The sequence below is a fragment of the Wolbachia endosymbiont (group B) of Cyclophora punctaria genome (assembly GCF_964028235.1).
GTDB lineage: Bacteria > Pseudomonadota > Alphaproteobacteria > Rickettsiales > Anaplasmataceae > Wolbachia.
Map to the genome: position 1 here is coordinate 292,497 of NZ_OZ034749.1, position 17,652 is coordinate 310,148.

At 36.0% G+C, this 17,652-nt stretch carries 22 protein-coding genes; 18 read left to right on the forward strand and 4 right to left on the reverse strand.

All coding sequences use genetic code 11. The features are described from left to right. Positions 1-12: 12 nt before the first annotated feature. Genes ABWU33_RS01465 through ABWU33_RS01480 form a run of 4 tightly spaced genes read right to left on the reverse strand, consistent with a single transcriptional unit; the run spans position 13 to position 3,088 of the window. On the reverse strand, positions 13-1,239 hold the full coding sequence (locus ABWU33_RS01465; protein WP_264377342.1) for an AAA family ATPase: 1,227 nt from the start codon (positions 1,237-1,239) through the stop codon (positions 13-15). Beyond that, positions 1,236-1,724: a hypothetical protein gene (locus ABWU33_RS01470; protein ID WP_015587751.1), complete on the reverse strand. Its 489-nt coding sequence runs from the start codon at positions 1,722-1,724 to the stop codon at positions 1,236-1,238. The genes ABWU33_RS01465 and ABWU33_RS01470 overlap by 4 nt, the downstream gene beginning before the upstream one ends. Positions 1,725-1,747: 23 nt before the next feature. After that, on the reverse strand, positions 1,748-2,545 hold the full coding sequence (locus ABWU33_RS01475) for an ATP-binding protein (protein ID WP_265014483.1): 798 nt from the start codon (positions 2,543-2,545) through the stop codon (positions 1,748-1,750). 51 nt (positions 2,546-2,596) lie between these two features. Beyond that, positions 2,597-3,088 carry a sigma-70 family RNA polymerase sigma factor gene (locus tag ABWU33_RS01480; protein WP_264377344.1) on the reverse strand — a complete coding sequence of 164 codons (492 nt, stop codon included), beginning with the start codon at positions 3,086-3,088 and terminating at the stop codon, positions 2,597-2,599. An 872-nt stretch (positions 3,089-3,960) separates the two neighbouring features. Here ABWU33_RS01480 and ABWU33_RS01485 point away from each other — a divergent pair. From ABWU33_RS01485 to ABWU33_RS01570, 18 genes are all read left to right on the forward strand, one after another. Then, a complete protein-coding gene (locus ABWU33_RS01485) occupies positions 3,961-4,431 on the forward strand; it encodes a Holliday junction resolvase (protein WP_264377345.1) in 471 nt (156 codons plus the stop codon). A gap of 133 nt (positions 4,432-4,564) precedes the next feature. Continuing rightward, positions 4,565-5,035, forward strand: coding sequence for a hypothetical protein (locus tag ABWU33_RS01490; RefSeq protein ID WP_226079475.1), 471 nt, complete (start codon positions 4,565-4,567; stop codon positions 5,033-5,035). 19 nt (positions 5,036-5,054) lie between these two features. After that, positions 5,055-6,548 carry an ankyrin repeat domain-containing protein gene (locus tag ABWU33_RS01495; RefSeq protein ID WP_264377346.1) on the forward strand — a complete coding sequence of 498 codons (1,494 nt, stop codon included), beginning with the start codon at positions 5,055-5,057 and terminating at the stop codon, positions 6,546-6,548. Next, positions 6,545-8,374: a phage terminase large subunit family protein gene (locus ABWU33_RS01500; RefSeq protein ID WP_265014498.1), complete on the forward strand. Its 1,830-nt coding sequence runs from the start codon at positions 6,545-6,547 to the stop codon at positions 8,372-8,374. The genes ABWU33_RS01495 and ABWU33_RS01500 overlap by 4 nt, the downstream gene beginning before the upstream one ends. Then, positions 8,367-8,591: a gpW family head-tail joining protein gene (locus ABWU33_RS01505; protein ID WP_143689022.1), complete on the forward strand. Its 225-nt coding sequence runs from the start codon at positions 8,367-8,369 to the stop codon at positions 8,589-8,591. Before ABWU33_RS01500 ends, ABWU33_RS01505 begins: the two co-directional genes overlap by 8 nt. Beyond that, positions 8,592-10,019 carry a phage portal protein gene (locus ABWU33_RS01510; protein WP_208571635.1) on the forward strand — a complete coding sequence of 476 codons (1,428 nt, stop codon included), beginning with the start codon at positions 8,592-8,594 and terminating at the stop codon, positions 10,017-10,019. Next, complete coding sequence (locus ABWU33_RS01515) at positions 10,016-11,122, forward strand: S49 family peptidase (RefSeq protein WP_264377348.1); 1,107 nt, start codon at positions 10,016-10,018, stop codon at positions 11,120-11,122. The genes ABWU33_RS01510 and ABWU33_RS01515 overlap by 4 nt, the downstream gene beginning before the upstream one ends. After that, on the forward strand, positions 11,097-11,468 hold the full coding sequence (locus ABWU33_RS01520) for a head decoration protein (protein ID WP_264377349.1): 372 nt from the start codon (positions 11,097-11,099) through the stop codon (positions 11,466-11,468). The genes ABWU33_RS01515 and ABWU33_RS01520 overlap by 26 nt, the downstream gene beginning before the upstream one ends. Before the next feature lie 33 nt (positions 11,469-11,501). Further along, complete coding sequence (locus ABWU33_RS01525) at positions 11,502-12,506, forward strand: major capsid protein (protein WP_264377372.1); 1,005 nt, start codon at positions 11,502-11,504, stop codon at positions 12,504-12,506. Positions 12,507-12,597: 91 nt separating this feature from the next. Further along, a complete protein-coding gene (locus ABWU33_RS01530; RefSeq protein ID WP_264377373.1) occupies positions 12,598-12,918 on the forward strand; it encodes a hypothetical protein in 321 nt (106 codons plus the stop codon). Then, a complete protein-coding gene (locus ABWU33_RS01535; protein WP_264377374.1) occupies positions 12,911-13,399 on the forward strand; it encodes a phage tail protein in 489 nt (162 codons plus the stop codon). The genes ABWU33_RS01530 and ABWU33_RS01535 overlap by 8 nt, the downstream gene beginning before the upstream one ends. Then, positions 13,380-13,853 (forward strand): hypothetical protein, encoded by a 474-nt coding sequence (locus ABWU33_RS01540; protein WP_065094331.1) that lies wholly within the window; start codon positions 13,380-13,382, stop codon positions 13,851-13,853. The genes ABWU33_RS01535 and ABWU33_RS01540 overlap by 20 nt, the downstream gene beginning before the upstream one ends. Then, positions 13,840-14,295: a phage baseplate assembly protein V gene (locus ABWU33_RS01545; protein WP_264683012.1), complete on the forward strand. Its 456-nt coding sequence runs from the start codon at positions 13,840-13,842 to the stop codon at positions 14,293-14,295. The genes ABWU33_RS01540 and ABWU33_RS01545 overlap by 14 nt, the downstream gene beginning before the upstream one ends. Before the next feature lie 8 nt (positions 14,296-14,303). Then, entirely contained in the window at positions 14,304-14,558 is a 255-nt protein-coding gene (locus tag ABWU33_RS01550; protein WP_065094333.1) for a PAAR domain-containing protein, read from the forward strand. A 5-nt stretch (positions 14,559-14,563) separates the two neighbouring features. Then, positions 14,564-14,899, forward strand: a complete 336-nt coding sequence (locus ABWU33_RS01555) for a GPW/gp25 family protein (protein WP_264683014.1) — start codon at positions 14,564-14,566, stop codon at positions 14,897-14,899. A 9-nt stretch (positions 14,900-14,908) separates the two neighbouring features. Continuing rightward, positions 14,909-15,706, forward strand: a complete 798-nt coding sequence (locus ABWU33_RS01560; protein WP_264683015.1) for a baseplate J/gp47 family protein — start codon at positions 14,909-14,911, stop codon at positions 15,704-15,706. A 6-nt stretch (positions 15,707-15,712) separates the two neighbouring features. Continuing rightward, complete coding sequence (locus tag ABWU33_RS01565) at positions 15,713-16,930, forward strand: phage tail protein (RefSeq protein ID WP_264683017.1); 1,218 nt, start codon at positions 15,713-15,715, stop codon at positions 16,928-16,930. A 20-nt stretch (positions 16,931-16,950) separates the two neighbouring features. After that, positions 16,951-17,637: a hypothetical protein gene (locus ABWU33_RS01570; protein WP_265014484.1), complete on the forward strand. Its 687-nt coding sequence runs from the start codon at positions 16,951-16,953 to the stop codon at positions 17,635-17,637. Positions 17,638-17,652 lie beyond the last annotated feature (15 nt).

The window sequence follows — 17,652 nt, forward strand, 5'->3', positions numbered from 1 at the left end:
TTTGTGGATAAATTAAGCCGTAGCTATAACTTTAGAGTTCTGCCAACGCCCATTTACTCTGCTAATGAATTTTGCTGGTATTGATTTACCGTTTCTTAGCTCATATACTACTTGCAAGACATTTGTACGTTTATTTGGTTGAAACATTACCATACCAGATGTATAAAAACTTCTTAAAGCATTAGCACCAATTAAAGCTTGAAAAGGACTTTTTGCGAGTGTAGCTGTGGATACTTTTCTGGTATGACGTGTAATAATGATTCCAGCCATAGGATTAATTACAGAACGTAGTTTTTCTACTCTGCTTTGCAGGCCAGAAAACATATTTTCATAGTCAAGAGAATCCAAAACGATAAGATCTATCGTTTTAAATTTTTCTCCTATTATATCTTTTATTCTCTCTATACCTTCATCATTTAAAGTTAATCTCATCTTTGTAGTAACAATCAAGTTTTCCTCTGCTAGATTTGGCAGCCTTTGATTAGTTATGATTTGTTGTATGCGTTCCCTGATATAATTGTACTCCATCTCATTTTGCAGATAGATTATTTTTAGTGGCCTTGCTGACTTCATCTTAAGAAACGACACTCCTGCTGCAAGATGTGCAAGCAAAGAGAGAAGAAAATAACTTTTGCCAACCTTTGGCGTACCACCAATGACTAAAAGACCACCTGGAGTGAGAATTCGTGGAGCTATTATATCTTCTGGTATTGGTGATTGATCACTTAAGTACTGCTTTACAGAAAATATTTTTTCTTCTCTTTTCCGCCCTTTTTTTTCTCCACTCTTTGATTTTTTATTGAGCCACTTTCTAGCAGAATATATATCACCCTTAATTAAAATCCAAAGATCAATAATATCACCACCAGTTCCTTCAGTAAAATTACGCCAATCACCAGCTTCCTTACCTACTATTTTAACTGTAATTGTATTTCCATTTAAGTCTCCAATATAAGTTTTTTCTCGGTAAAACTCACCATTTGGAAGTAGGTAAGAAACACACTCCTTGATATTATCAATCAATAACATCTTTAACTCTTTTTGCTTTTTAGACATAAAATTCCCATACATATTTTTCATACGTGTAAAGTTGAGATTAGCTAGCTCACAAACAGTTTCAAAAGATTTTGAATTCAGCCAATTAATTGCTTCTTCTCTTAGCTTTGGGTTTTTTCCTACTGCGTCCTGAATACCTCTAGTAACGACAGCAGACCAAAGCTTTTCCTCGTCGTACTTCAAAATGGTACTCTGTCAATTTCATAATTTTTGCGGTATTCTGGAGTAACTACCGAGGCAATTTTGTTCTTCTCTCCATATTCATCAGTTATAACACCTACCTTTACTGTAAACTCTAAGCCATTTAATTCTGCAACTGAATTTAACTTACGAGCAAGGATTGCATTTTCTGAGTTATCATGTGGATGAATGTCACGTGCCGATTCCAAGATACTGCGAAGCATAGAACGACCCATTTCTCCCCAAGTATCTTCTGCTTTACTACTTTTAATACCAATTATTTGATAAATTTTGTGCTTTGCGTATGGGCCTTCAATAACGGTAAATTCTGTATTTAAATAAATGCTACCGGTAGTGGGGCTTTTAGTAAACCAATGCTCATAACCTCCAGGCTTGATTGTCATTTTTACTTTTACTATTGTCCCTTTAGGTATCAATCTACTTTGCGGTTTTACAGTGTTAAAATCAGTTAATAGGTTTTGTAACATATATCACTCTCCATGTTTAAATTTTAAAACTTGCTTTTAATCTTTGTAAGCAGCTTACCTAAGTGTGGTTCTTCAACCATACTCAGGCGTCCACTACGGTCCTTAGCTGGGTATCCCCAAGGGTTTAAAGTGTGGCAAACAAAAGAGCGCTTCTCCGTTCCATCATCTTTCTTGATTCCAATCATACTGATTACTTCGTCAACTATCCCAGGAATTTCACTAGCAGTTTTAGCCCCTTCGCATTGAGGTAGCCAAATTGGACGATTGAAATCATCGAGATATTGACCTAAAGTGCCAACTATGATGATGTCTTTGTCTCTGATGTGTTGAAATTGATTGAGCCAAGCCATCATTTCCTGAGCAAGTAATCCATATGCAGCTCTCATGTCCTGTTTTCCCGATCTCTCAGAAAAAGCCTCAGGTTGCATTTTTGCCCATAATAGACATAAACGTGAAGCAACGGTTATACTATCTACAAAGATGCATCGGTATTTAGAAAACTCAGGGAAAAGATCTTTGTACTTACCAGATACATGTTCATGGTGTCTTTGGCTATATGCTTGATCAGACTTCAGCGCAGGATTAGGCCCCCCTATAAGACAAGCAATATCTCTAGCTTCATTCCAAGTGCGAAGACTAATTGAATCTCCTTGCCAATCTTGAACAGCAAGAAGCCCTGCTTCAAAATCAAGGCAAAGTGTTGGTTCATCTACGGTCTTTAGGAGACTTGTTTTACCAATACCATAAGGACCAAAGATGACCATTTTTACAGTTGATATTGTTTGCAATCTTTCATTATTATTCAAAATTTTAAGAACCATTATTTATCCATGCTACGATGTATATATATACAAGAAAGGCAAAAATTTTGTTCAATTTTTCTTTTTGCCTTCGTAGTAAATAGGAGAAAGTTTGGCACGTATCTTCTTGATAATATTGTTTAAAGTGGTTCTTGAAACGTTGTTCATTTTGGCAACTTCATGTAAGTTAAAAAATTTAAGTTGCTCACATATATTTTGCCATTCCTTTGGTAAAACCGAGATCATATAGTCTACATCAATGCGTTTTGTTATTTCACCCTCAAGTAGCTCTGTTACATCAATGCTAATATAGTTATTGATATTACGTTTTGCACATTGCTGTTTCTTTAACATGTTAATAGCTTTATTTTCAGTTAATCTTGCTACAAAGGTGTTAAAACTACTTTTATCTTCATCATACTGATCAAGACATGGCCAAATTTCACAGAAGAGTTCTTGCTCAAGGTCTTCGTTATTCTCATCAATAAAGCACTTGGCAAGTTTTAGTCTATAGGCTTGGTATTTTACGTTTTTAACAATTATAGCTATATTTTTTAATTTCATGGTTTTCCCTAAAACAAATTAATGCTTTAAGGATGGAAGTTATTAATGCCCTTATGTAGGACAGGAGCAAAAATAAATAATACTGATGCAATTTTTAATCTATTGATATTCTATTGTTTTTTTTTGAGAATAATACTGATACAATTTAAAATAATACAGTTCAGGTTTTTGGAACCTATTTTGAATGGATTTCAATATTTTTAAGAATGGGTAGCTCAGGCTTCCTAAAGTTATATTAAAAACATATAAGAATTTCATATTTTGAAATTCAATATCACCTAAAGAGCTAAAAATGTGGATTTCGCTATTAAAAGAATAGCTTAAATTTTTAAGAGGAAAATAGTTGAAAAGTATGCTCTCTATAACCTTAAGTTCCGTTCCTAATTACTGGCTTCCTAAATCAGGAATTAGGAAGCAGGAATCTAGAATTAGCCTGTATGGCGGGTTTTCACCATGCGTTCCTAAAACCGTTCCTAGGAACGGCATATCTGAAGTCCGCCAATATGGAGGATTCTAGCTTCCTGAAACCCTTATATATAATATATATATAATACATATATAAAAATATACACATATATAAAAACATATAAAATATAAGAGTAGAATAATAAAAACCTCTAAAAGTAGAGAAACCCGTTTGAAAGGTCTTCAAATTCAAGAATTATAAAAAAAAATTCCTAAAAATTTGAAGATTTTTTGGACGAAAATTTTTCAAATCTTGTATATATATGTACACAACAATTGAAAGGCTTGGTAAACAAACTGGCTGTAAAAGAGTTTTTATGTTAGTTGTTAAATTTCGAAAATTAAAGATTTTTTGGACGTAATTTTTTCAAATCTTGTATATATATGTACTCGGCAATTGAAAGGAAATGCTCACCCTAGATCTTGGCAAACAAACCGGCTGGACTATTTTAAATGATGGAATAGTGCAAAGTGGAAGTAAGAGTTTTCATGTTAGCAGGTTTAGTGGTGGTGGAATGCAGTTTTTAAATTTTCGTAATTGGCTTAATTCACTTAAGTATAAATTTCCAGGCATTGAAGTTGTATACTTTGAAGAAGTGAGAAGACACTTGGGAACTGATGCTGCACATATCTATGGAGGGTTTTTAGCACACCTTTCTGCTTGGTGTGAAGAAAGTAATATTCCCTATCAAGGTGTTTCGGTTAAGACTATTAAACGTTTTATAACTGGCAAGGGCAATGCAAGTAAAGCTGATGTAATTGAAGCAGTGCAGGAAAAGGGTTTTTGTCCAACAGATGATAATGAAGCAGATTCTTTAGCATTAATGTTCTATGTTATGAATTTTAGTAAAGATTTTAATATGTTGGAAATATCATAAAAAGTGGGTCCTTTTGGCCAAGCTGGAGGGTTTGGTGGTCCCGACCTCGGGCCTTCTTTAGCGTTAGATATATTTCAAATGTTAACTACTTACGAAATTATAGCTGAGCAGTGCTAAAAAAGGAGAAAAAAAGGTGAGAATTACGCAAGCAGAATGGGCAAGGGAAAAAGGGTTTTCGAGGCAATATGTCTGTTCTTTAGTAAAAAAAGGAATAGTTGAGCTGGAAGATGGACTTATTGACCGAGAACAAGCAAATGAAGCGGTAGCAGCAATAAGAGATCCAAGTCAACCACTTAGGAGAAAAGAGCGCGGAGAAACACTTTCAACGATATTGCTAAAAACGCGAATAAAAAATGAAACCGAGCGTGGTAAACTTTTGGAAGCTAAAGTGAAAGCTGAAATAGGCAAATTTGTGTCAATTGAAGAGGTAAAAACTGAAGCATTTAACGTAGCAAGAGTTGTCCGTAATAATTTGCTTAATATTCCAAATAGAGTTTCAGCACTGCTTGCATCACTGAGTGACACTGAAAAGATTCATATGGCGCTAACTGAAGAGATTACAAACTCATTACAAGAATTATCTAATACTAAATTTCAAATATAAAAAAGATTTTGAATATAAAATGACTGATAACTTAAGTTTGGAGTTAATAAAGTGTCTCATTAATCAACCTGGATTAGATGTTAATGTCAGAGGATTAAATGGAAAGACACCACTACATTGTGCTATAGAATTTGATGAATTAAGCATGGTGGATTTATTACTCACGAAGAAGAATATTAATCCTTTTGTGGAGGATAATGAAGGTAAAACATCTCTTGATTACGCCAAAGAAGGGAAAAAAGCAGAAATATTACAAGCGCTAATTAATAACAAGTACGGGTCAGAACAAGATAGCTTACTTCATTTAGCTGCAATGATAGGTGAAGTTAATGCAGTTAGATATTTGATCAGAAAAGGTATTGACGTTAATGTACGAAATGCTCTGCATCATACTCCATTACATCTAGCAGCAGGCATAGGACATGAAAATGTTGTCAAAATTTTAGTGAAAGAAGGAAATGCTGAAATAGATGTCTTTGATGCACGAAATCAGACACCAATGCACTATGCAGTTAATAACAAAAAGCTGGAGATAGTAAAGTTACTACTGAGACTAGGAGCAGATGTGAATAGCGCGCGCATGGGACAAAACTCAATGAAATTGTCACCTGTTCATATAGCTGTAAGTAATACTAATTACGATGAAAGAGACTTATGTCTTGATATCCTCAAATGCTTAATAAAGGAGCCTAATGCTCAAGTAAATTTGCAGGACTACGAAAATAAAACACCACTACATTATGCTGAAAGACTGAAAACAATAGAAGTTTTACTAACGCGAGAAGATATAGACCCTCTGGTAAAAGACGATAGCGGTAAAACACCATTTGATTACGCTAAACCTGAGATAAAGAAGGCTTTGATGAGTAATAAATACGGTTCTGAAAAGAATAGTCTACTCCATTTAGCTGCACAAAGAGGAGAAATTGAGATTGTAGATGCAATTTTAAAAGAAGAAATCAATATTGATATTGTAAATAATAAAGGTCACTCTCCGATTTACCTTGCTGCAGAAAGAGGACATTTACATGTAGTAAAATTACTACTGAAAAAAGGAGCAAATTATACACCTGTTCTGCACTTAGCAATCAAATCAAATAATTTGGAGTTACTTAAAGTTTTATTTACTGAAAAAAATGGGTCATTGCTCTGCAGAGATACCGTTATTAATTTTCCAACCCTTCATAATAAATATATAGCACAGAGAGAAATAGCAGATAAAAGGACGAAAAAACATAATAATATTATCTGCATCTATACTACATTCAGCGCAATAGCAGTAGCAGTATATATAGGGTTGATAACAACAACAATAAGCAGTGCAATCATTTTTGCAACAATAACAGGGATATTTGCTTTTGTTATAGCAATAATGGTAAGTGAGATGAGCAAAAGATATATAGAAAACGAATTTCAGAAAAAGATGTTTATGGAATTGGAGGAGTGTGGAGGAATAAACTCTACTGTTAACAATATTGAGATAGAACCAATTATGAGTAGATGCAGACAATGATATACGCCACATCTTTTTCTGAAGGTTTAAAACCAGATCCAGAGCTTAAAGTATCAGAGTGGGCGAATGAGTATCGAGTTTTAGCGCCAACTGCAGCATCAGAGCCAGGTAAATGGAGAACAGAAAGAACTCCTTATTTAAAAGAAATCATGGATTCACTATCTCCTTCTTCACAGGCTGAAAAAGTAGTATTCATGAAAGGAGCGCAGATTGGAGGAACAGAAGCTGGTAACAATTGGATTGGCTATATTATCGATCAAACACCAGGACCAATGCTAGTAGTACAGCCAACAGTTGAAATGGGAAAGCGTTGGTCAAAGGGAAGATTTGCACCGTTAATAGAGAGTACGCCATGTTTAAAGAGTAAAGTAAAAGACCCAAGATCAAGAGATTCAGGGAATACTGTACAAAGTAAGGAATTTCCAGGTGGAATAGTTGTGATTACTGGAGCAAACAGCAGTGTAGGTCTCAGGTCTATGCCAGTAAAGTATCTCTTTCTTGATGAGATTGATGCTTATCCAGGAGATTCAGGAGGAGAAGGAGATCCAGTACTGCTTAGTATTGCTCGAACTAATACCTTTGCAAGGCGAAAGATTTTTTTAGTGTCAACACCAACGATTCATGGAATAAGCAGAATTGAGAAAGAATTTGAAGTAACAGATAAGAGATATTTTTTTGTACCATGTCCGCATTGTAATTACTATCAAGTTCTAAAATGGTCACAAATAAAATGGGAAGATAAAAATCCAAATACAGCACACTATATATGTATAGAATGTGGTAAAAAGATAGAAAATCATCAAAAGACAGGAATTCTTGAGCGTGGAGAATGGAGAGCTACAAATCCAATAAAAGGTGAGAAAAAAGGATTTCATCTTTCAAGTCTTTATAGCCCAGTTGGCTGGTATAGTTGGACTCAAGCAGTAGAGGATTTTCTCCATGCGAAAGAAAGTGAACAATTACTGAAAGTTTGGATAAATACTACGCTTGGAGAAACCTGGGTAGATAAAGGAGAAGTACCGGACTGGAAGCAATTATTTAACAGGAGAGAATTTTTTCAGATTGGCACAGTACCAAAAGGCGAAGTAGTTCTCACAGCAGGAGTAGATGTTCAAAAAGATCGCTTGGAAGTAGAAGTTGTAGCCTGGGGAAAAGGCAGAGAAAATTGGTCAATAGACTACCGAGTATTTGAAGGAGATACAGGAGGTAGGGAAGTATGGGGAAAACTCTCTGAGCTCTTAAATCATCATTTTATCGGTGAAAATGGGCTTGAGTATATGATAAGCATGATGGCAGTAGATGCAGGATATGCGACACAAGAAGTATACAATTGGGTGAGAAGTCATCAAGGCTGTGGAAGAGTAATGGCAGTCAAAGGTGTAAATAAAGCACTAGTACCACTTAGCAGCCCAAGTAGAGTAGATATAACAGTTGGTGGTCAAAAGCTAAAGAGAGGAATAAAGCTCTGGCCAGTAGGAGTATCGATATTAAAATCAGAGCTTTTTCAATTACTTAATATTTTAAAAGAAGAAGAGGGAAAAGCTCTACCTGGATACTGTCATTTTCCTGAGTACGCACCTGAATATTTTAAGCAGCTAACAGCAGAGCAGTTAGTCAGCAAGGTAGTAAAGGGATACACCAAACAGGAGTGGCAAAAGGTAAGAGAAAGAAACGAAGTGCTAGATTGCCGAATTTATGCGAGAGCTGCATCTATTGCGCTTGGAATTGATAGGTGGCAAGAAAATAAATGGAATAGTTTGAGTGGAAAAATGGAAAGTAAAAAACCTAAAAAAGTGAGACAGAGTAAGTGGTTGGAAAATGTATAACGAAGAGTATTTAGTTCAAATTGAAGAAGCGATAAAGAAGCTTCAGAGTGGCGAAAGAGTAGTATCAATTGCATATGGTGATCATGTGGTGAGATATGCTGAAGTTCAGATAAATGATTTACTAAACTTAAGACAACGTATTAAAGCTGAGCTAAAGATTGTTGGAATGAAACCGAAGAGAAAGATTGTTTTTTCAACGAGTAAAGGAATTTTATAAATGCTGCTAAAAACCTTCAAGCAATTATTTAACAAACCAAAGATAAAAAGCTCAGCATGGGATGCAGCAGGCTCAGGAAGAAGATTTTTTCACTTTCAACCAGAGTTAGGAAGTATAAACAATTTGCTGTCTCAAAACCTTGAAACTTTACGTAGTCGATCACGTGATATGGTGAGAAAAAATCCATATGCAGCAAATATCATTGATACGATAGTGAGTAACTCTATTGGGACAGGAATAAAACCGCAATCAAAAGCAAGAGATGGAGAATTTCGAAAGAAAGTACAAGAATTATGGCTAAGATGGACAGATGAAGCAGATAGTAACGGAGTAAGTGATTTTTATGGATTACAAGCTCTAGTATGCAGAAGTATGATAGAGGGAGGAGAATGTTTTGTACGCCTCCGAAATCGTAAACTCGAAGATGGATTTTCTGTACCATTACAACTGCAAGTACTTGAGTCTGAACATTTAGATAATAAAACAAATCAAACTTTAGGAAATGGTAATGTAATAAGAAACGGGATTGAGTTTAACAGGCTTGGGCAAAGAGAAGCATACTACCTATTTAAAGAACACCCTGGTGAAAGTATGTTTGGAGAATCAGTGAGAGTGCCAGCAAATGATGTTTTACATATTTATAGACCATTAAGACCTGGGCAAATCAGAGGGGAGCCTTGGCTTTCTAATATACTGCTGAAGCTTTATGAGCTTGATCAATATGATGATGCAGAGCTGGTGAGAAAGAAAACTGCAGCAATGTTTGCAGGGTTTATTACAAGACTTGATCCTGAAGCAAATATTTTAGGAGAAAGTGAAAGTAATGAGCAAGGAGTAGCACTATCTGGTTTAGAGCCAGGAACAATGCAGCTTTTAGACCCAGGAGAAGACATAAAATTTTCAGAGCCGTCAGATGTAGGAGGAAGTTATGAAGCGTTTATGAAACAGCAACTCAGGGCAATAGCGATTGGTACAGGGATAACATATGAGCAACTAACAGGAGATTTAACCGGTGTTAATTATTCATCAATTAGAGCAGGATTAATAGAGTTTCGTAGGAGATGTACAATGTTACAGCATAACATAATGGTATTTCAGTTTTGCCGTCCTGTATGGGATAGGTGGTTAGAGTTAGCACTACTTTCTGGAGAGCTAGACATAGGTGAAGAATGGACAAAGGGAAAAGAAGGAGCAAAAAAAGAAGTAAAATGGATACCACAGGGATTTGATTGGGTCGATCCGCTAAAAGATCAGCAAGCACAGCAAATGGCAGTAAGAAATGGATTCAAGAGTCGAGCGGAAGTAGTATCAGAAATGGGTTATGATGTAGAAGAAATTGACCAAGAAATAGCAGAAGATCAAAGACGTGCAAGTGAACTGGGCTTAAGTTTTGATTCTGACGTTACGGCCAATCAAGAGGTGATATGAAACAACAATGGCTAAACAGATGTGTAATGGTAGAACCAAGGAGTTTTGAGTTACTGTCACTACAAACAGGAAAGCAGCCTATCTTTAAAAATATAAAACATGCAGTAAGAAATAGTGAAAGAGGAATAATACCGATACATGGCATTTTAACTAAAAAACCTGGTGCATTTGATGAAATGCTCGGAATGACATCATATGAGCAAATAGAAGAACAAATTACACAAGCATTAGCAGATAGTAGCATAGAGACAATTATACTGGAAATAGATAGCCCCGGAGGAGAGGTAAACGGTATATTTGACCTAGCTGACTTTATTTATGAATCAAGAGGAAAAAAGAGGATAATAGCGATAGCAAATGATGATGCATATTCTGCTGCGTACGCTATAGCTTCTAGCGCTGAAAAGATTTTTCTCACCCGCACTTCAGGAGTTGGGAGTATAGGAGTAATAGCAAGTCATATAGATCAAAGTGGATTTGATGAAAAATGTGGAATAAAATATACCACAGTGTTTGCAGGAAGTAGAAAAAATGATTTAAATCCACATGAGCCAATAACTTCTGAGAGTTTAGAAAATCTAAAAAGCGAAGTGAATCGTTTATATGAAATGCTGGTTGAGCTAATAGCACGCAATAGAAACCTTTCTGTAGAGGCAATCAAATCAACAGAAGCAGGGCTATATTTTGGCGAGAAAGCAGTAGAAATAGGTCTTGCAGATGGAATTACAATTCTTTCAGAGTTTAAATATATTAATAAAAACAGGAGTATTACTATGAACGAACAAACTATAACTGACCTAAAAGAAGAAACTAATAATTTAACTAAGTATCGTACTGAAGTTCTTGAATTAATACGTTTATGTAATATATCAAAGATGCCAGAAAAGATAGGAGAATTTATTGAGCAGGGCGTAAGTGTTGAGCAAGCAAGGGAGGTTTTAATGGAATTACTTGCAGAGCAAACGAAAAAGACAGAGATACTGAGTGCAATACCACAGAATTCAGGAGAAGAGTTGATGATGCAGGTAGCGAAAAGTCGTAGGCATTTAAAATATATAACAAAAGGAGAAAAGCAAAATGAGTACTATAACCGAACAAAATAATCTAGGTGACTTATTAAAGTATGAGGCATCAAGCCTGTATTCAAGAGACTCAATAGCAGTAGCTAAAGGTCAAAATCTTAAACTTGGTACAGTTGTTGGTCGTGATAAAGACAACATGATTAAGGTAATAAATCCAACTGCCACAGATGGCACACAAACAGCGATAGGTGTAATAACAAGCGATGTAAATAGCAAAGATGGAGATACTAAAGCAGTAATAATTACTCGTATTGCTCTTCTTGCCGATCATGCAATTGTATGGCCAGCAAATATCACTGAAGAACAGAAAGCTGAAGCAATAAAGCAACTTGAAGTACGAGGGATCATTATCCGCAAGGGAGTTTAACTAAAATTAATAAGAAAAAAAGGAGAGAAAGAAATGCAAAATCCATTTACAAATACAGCATTTAGTATGACGGCACTAACAAATGCGATGAATATATTGCCGATAAATTATGGACGTGTTGAAAATTTAAATTTATTTCCAAGTAGGTCAGTAAGATTTCGACATATTACTATAGAAGAACACAACGGAGTATTGAGTTTACTGCCAACACAAGTACCCGGAGCACCAGCAACAGTAGGAAAAAGAGGAAAAAGAAAGGTAAGAACATTTACGATTCCACATATTCCACATGATGATGTAGTGTTACCAGAGGAAGTACAGGGAATAAGGGCATTTGGATCAGAGAGTGAACTTAAAGCGCTGGCAGATGTAATAACGGACCATTTGCAATTGATGAGAAACAAACATGCGATAACGTTGGAACATTTGCGGATGGGAGCGCTGAAGGGAATAATTTTAGATGCTGATGGGTCAGAATTATTAAATTTGTACAACGAATTTGAAATAACACCAAAAGTAGTAAATTTTGCACTGGGAACAGCAACAACAGATGTAAAACGTAAGTGTCTGGAAGTATTGCGGCACATAGAAGATAATCTAAGTGGTGAATATATGACAGGAATTCATGCTTTGGTAAGCCCTGAGTTTTTTGATGCACTTACTTCTCATACTAAAGTGAAAGAAGCATATGAGAGATGGCAAGAAGGAGCAGCGCTAAGGAATGATATGAGGTCAGGATTTACGTTCTGTGGCATAACATTTGAGGAATATAGAGGGCAAGCAACTGACCCTGAAGGAACGGTGAGAAGATTTATTGACAAAGATACAGGGCACTGTTTTCCAGTAGGAACAGCAAGCACATTTACAACATACTTTGCACCAGCAGATTTTAATGAGACAGTGAATACTCTTGGACAGCCACTATATGCAAAGCAAGAACCAAGGAGGTTTGATAGAGGGACTGATTTACATACGCAGTCAAACCCTCTGCCAATGTGTCACAGACCTGGGGTATTAGTCAGGGTTGTTGCAACATAACAACACAGGTAGAGCAATTATAAAGCAGTGTGAGGTAGAAGAATGCTTTACCTCTTCTTAGCATGTAAATGTTAGTATATAACGGAGAAATGTGCAAGAAAATATTAAGCGATTATTTAAAGATTGTTTTGCCCATTTAGGAGAAGTGGCTTTATATAAATCAAAGGATAAGTCATATATTGTACAGGTATTAAAGCAACAGCCAGATAAATTATACGAGATTGGTGAAGGACAATTTGTGGGAGAGATGCTTTTTCTTGAGGTAAATGTTTTTGATGTACTGAGGCCAATGGTGGGAGATATTTTTGTTATTGATGGCCGTAAATATAAAGTATATTCTCCACCACTGCGAGATAATTCAGGAATAGTATGGAATATAAAATGTACAGTACTTGGAGAGAAGGATGTTTAACATTGAGGTTAATGAAAATATTGAGAGAATTATTCACAACATTGATGCTAACAAAGCCAAAATAGAATTGGCAGCGGTAAGAGCGCTAAACAAAACGGCATTATGGTTAAAATCTCAGGCTGTCCGAGAAATCAGTGAAGAAAAGCAAATTAGGCTAAAAGTAATTAGAAAAAGACTAAGAATTATCAAGGCAAGGAAAAGCACTTTGAAGGTTTTAATTAGAGCATATCTGTATGATATAAATATAAAACAAGCAAAAATAAGAACAGCATTTAATGATGCATTTATGGCAACGATGCCAAGAGGCTATCGTGGTATTTTTAAACGTGTAGGAAGAACAGCACTACCGATACAGGAGGTTAAACTACCACTTGAACCTGAGGCTTCAAGGATAATAGAAAATCTTGTTAATTATGAAGTTGAAAGGATATTTGAAAAATATTTTACACATAAGTTATTTTATGACGGCATTTTGGACTAATTTACATGAGGCAATCTGTAATACGCTAAAGGCAGAGATACCAGCAATTCAAACTTGTGAGGTTTATCCAGCAATAAGGAAAGAGTTAGCAGCTCCAGCGGTATTTATAGAATTGTCAAGTCTAGAGCAAGGAAAAGATCCAGGAACAGAGGAGCTAGCGCTGAGAGCAAAATTTGAGGCACGAATAGTGATCGATAGCACAATAGAAAATGCCCCTATTATTGTCAGATCATTAGCTGCTGAGGTTGCCAGAGTAGTAAATAAAAATACTTGGAACGTGAAAAATGTTTCACCAGGAGAATTTATATCAGGAGGAGGAGATGATTTTAGGCCAGAGCTCGATGCATATTTAGTGTGGATGGTAGACTGGGCGCACGAATTGCATGTAGGGCGATCGATTTGGGAAGTGAGTAAAATAAAACCTCATTTAATCGATGTGAATGTTGGAAAGTAATTTTGCAATTTCAGAATTGCGGAGGAAATTGGCCAACATTGTCCGTATAGGCATTGTCGAAAAAATAGATTATGAAAAAGCTAAAGTAAAAGTTAAAATAGGTGAACTTGTAACAGATTTTCTTCCATGGATAACAAATAGAGCTGAAAGTTGGTCACCACCAAATATTGATGAACAGGTAATAGTATTATCACCATTGGGAGAATTGTCTTTGGGGGTGGTGTTACCGGCAATATATCAGGAAAAATACCCTCCTCCAGAGAATAAAAAGGAAGTAAATAATGTAAAATTTCAAGATGGGACAAGATTTACATATGATAAAGAGAAACATCATTTAGAGATTGAAGTAGTAGACAAGATAACACTGAATGTTGGGGAATCAAGTGTAGAGATAACAAAGAGCGAAATAAAACTAAAAGCAAAAAGAGTAAATCTAAATTAGGGAAAGGAATGAATAAATCAGTTATACGCCTAGGAGATCACTGTGAAGGAGCGTTGCTGCATTTTTGTATAAGTGGAAGCAGAGATGTATTTATAAACGGAAGACCTGTCTGTAGGCAAGGAGATAATTTTAGTGAAGGAAAAGTAATGACACAAGGGTCGAAAGCAGTGTTTGTAAATGGCAAAGCCATTGCTCGTACTGGTGACCTAATTTCCTGTGGAGCAATAGCAGAAGAAGGGAGTGATAACGTTTTTGCAGGGTAAATAATATGCGTGGTATGAGTTCTGAAACTGGTAAAACAATAAGTGGTATAGAGCATTTAAAACAATCAATAGTTGATATTTTAACTACGCCAATTGGCACTCGTGTTATGCGCCGAGATTACGGATCAAGGTTATTTGAGCTGATTGATCATCCAATTGTACCTGGTTTTGCACAAGAACTTTATGCAGCAGTTGCAGAAGCATTAGAAAAGTGGGAGCGTCGATTTAAGCTTAAACGTGTACAAATAACAGAAATAAAAGAAGGTAAAGTAACTCTCATTTTAGAGGGAACCTATCTACCAAATGGAGAGCCGATCCGCCTTGATGGTATTATAGTATAAGGTAGTAGGATGAAAACACCAAATATTGTCGAAACATTAAAATTTGAGGAAATCTTTTCGCGAATGAAAGAAGAGTTAGTGCGTCGGAATGCAAGTTTTTCTGCACTAACTGAGAGTGATCCAGCAATAAAGATACTGGAAGTAGCAGCCTGGCGTGAACTTTTGCTTAGGCAAAGGATTGATGATGCAGCACAGGCAAATTTACTTGCTTTTGCAAGAGGTAATGACCTTGATCACTTGGCTGAATTTTATGGTGTGCTGAGAAAGGAGTCAGAGAATGATGAATCCTTAAGGAAGCGGGTAAAAGCCAAAATTGTTGGTTGGTCAACAGCAGGGAGTAAGGAGCATTATCGCTATCATGCATTATCTGCTGACACGAGAGTAAAAGATGCGCAAGTGGTATCACCTATACCAGGAAGTGTACAGATTTCAATACTTTCCACAGAAAATGGTGGAGTACCTTCAGAAGAATTGCTAGAGATCGTCAGAAATCACGTTATTCGCGATGATATTCGTGTATTAACAGATACGCTTACAGTTATTGGCTGTGGTATTATTCCCATTACTATTCATGCTAAAGTGCATATTTACCCTACTGCATCCAAAGATGTTATCGAAGCTGCAAAGGAACAATTTATCAAAGATCTTGAATCTGCTAAAGGTTTAGGGTGGAATGTTACCAGATCATGGATTATTGCCCACCTCTTTATAGAAGGTATGCAGAATATAGAGCTTACAGAGCCGATAGAAGACATCGTCGTGCAAGATAATGAATGCGTTACTTTAAATAATTTAAGTGTTAGGTAAAAATTGGTGATACTTCCTCCAAATGCTTCAAAGCAAGAGCAAATACTTACAGACATAATTAATTATTCTTTTGATGCAAATTCTCTACGGGGATTTAAATTTAACCCACAGACTGAAATGTTGCCGTGGCTAGTAGCGGAATACGGCTTGGGAGAAATTTTATCCTGGGGTAAGAAAGCTACTAAGAGTGTATTAAAAGAATGGGTCTTAGCTAAGCAAAACGGAATAAGATTTCAACGTTTGCGCGGTACACCACAGTCACTGAAGATGGCGCTGAAGTGGGCAAACATTGATAATATTACCATTCAAGAAGAACCACCAGGAGAGCATTTTGCTGAATTTCAAATTGGCATCTCTGATGTTCCTAATGACTTTTTTGTCGATAGTGTAATTGCTCTGGCAAAACTTTCTGCACCGGTAAGATCTCGATTAATGCGAATATTCAATGACTATTACAATGCTCAGCGGTTTATGTTAGATGAAAGTATTTTTGGAGATCTTCTTTCAGACTACTCAGGTGTAAAAATAGCAAAAGAAGGACCAGTATTATCGTTTGGAAGAAAAAACTCATTTGAGCTGAAAATAGGAAATCCAAGATTTAAATTTGGCACTTTTAGATCACATTATGATAGAAGTTACAGTAATGATTTATATAGGTTAGATGTTGCAACATTAGGAGAGACAGAGCCTCACACGAAGAATTACAACGGTACATATGAAAGAAATCATGAGTGGTACAACTTAGAAGCACTATATCCTCTACCACAGAGTTTATTGCCAGAAATTAAGTTTGCTAAAGCATTGATAGTATTGTCAGATAGTTGGAATTTAGGGGATATCAATGCTTGTTTTGCATCAACTACTTATGAAGAAATAGAGCATACATTTCACTTAAGTGAAGATAAACTTTCTGAGCAGATTTGGAATTTTCAACGTACACCAATTTTAGAGCGATTTAGTATAACTTATTACTATGAAGCGAAGAATTTTACTGATCAAAAAATAATAGAGTCTAATTTAGTGGAATATCACGTTGATTGTAAAAATGATTCAGATTCAAAACAGAAAGATCCCATTCATGAGCTAGAAAATTACGTAGCAGCATTCTATCTAGGTATGGTTACTTGGCATGAACATCGCCACTTACATCGCCCTTGGAAAGATTTTGATCCTATTATTGCAAAAAAATTGGACGTTTTTTCTACGGATCTTGTATATACATAATATCAACTGCACAATCAACTATGTCAGTACTCACACAATCAGGCAGAGCAGCTATTGCTGCGAGCATAAAAGAGCAACCGATACATCTTGCTTGGGGATCTGGAGATTCTACCTGGGAAAGCAGCTACAAAGTTGAAAAAACTTTTGCAGCAGGCGGCAAGATAAGTTTAGATCACCACACTATTAAAGATGTAAAAGTTTATACAGGGCAAACAATTTATCAGTCAAGCATAGATTATATAGTTGATAGTAGCTCAGGCACTATTGAGCGTGTAGAAAATGGTGCAATTATAGCAGATAGCGTAATCACTATAGAGTACACTCAAGACACACCACCGGAACTAATTACTTCTGCAACATTAATTAAGGAAGTTGGACGTCGTGTTGTTGATGAGATACTCTTTTGTACTGGTGATGATGATGGAGAGCTTCTAACTCCCACAGGTAGGTTTAAACCCTCAAATGTACCAACCAATAATTTGTACCTTAAATTTACTTTCGATTTCACGGATGCAGCAAATCAAGTTATCAGGGAGCTTGGGGTTATGGTTGGTACTAAAGTAAAAAAAGAATTACCTAGAGGACAGAGATATTTTGAACCTCAAGATATAGAAGACCTTGGAATTTTGTTAGTTTTAGAACACACCGTACCACTTATCAGAACAGCTGCAACCCGGGAAACTTTTTCATTTGTTGTAACCTTTTGAATTTTTCTAGCATAA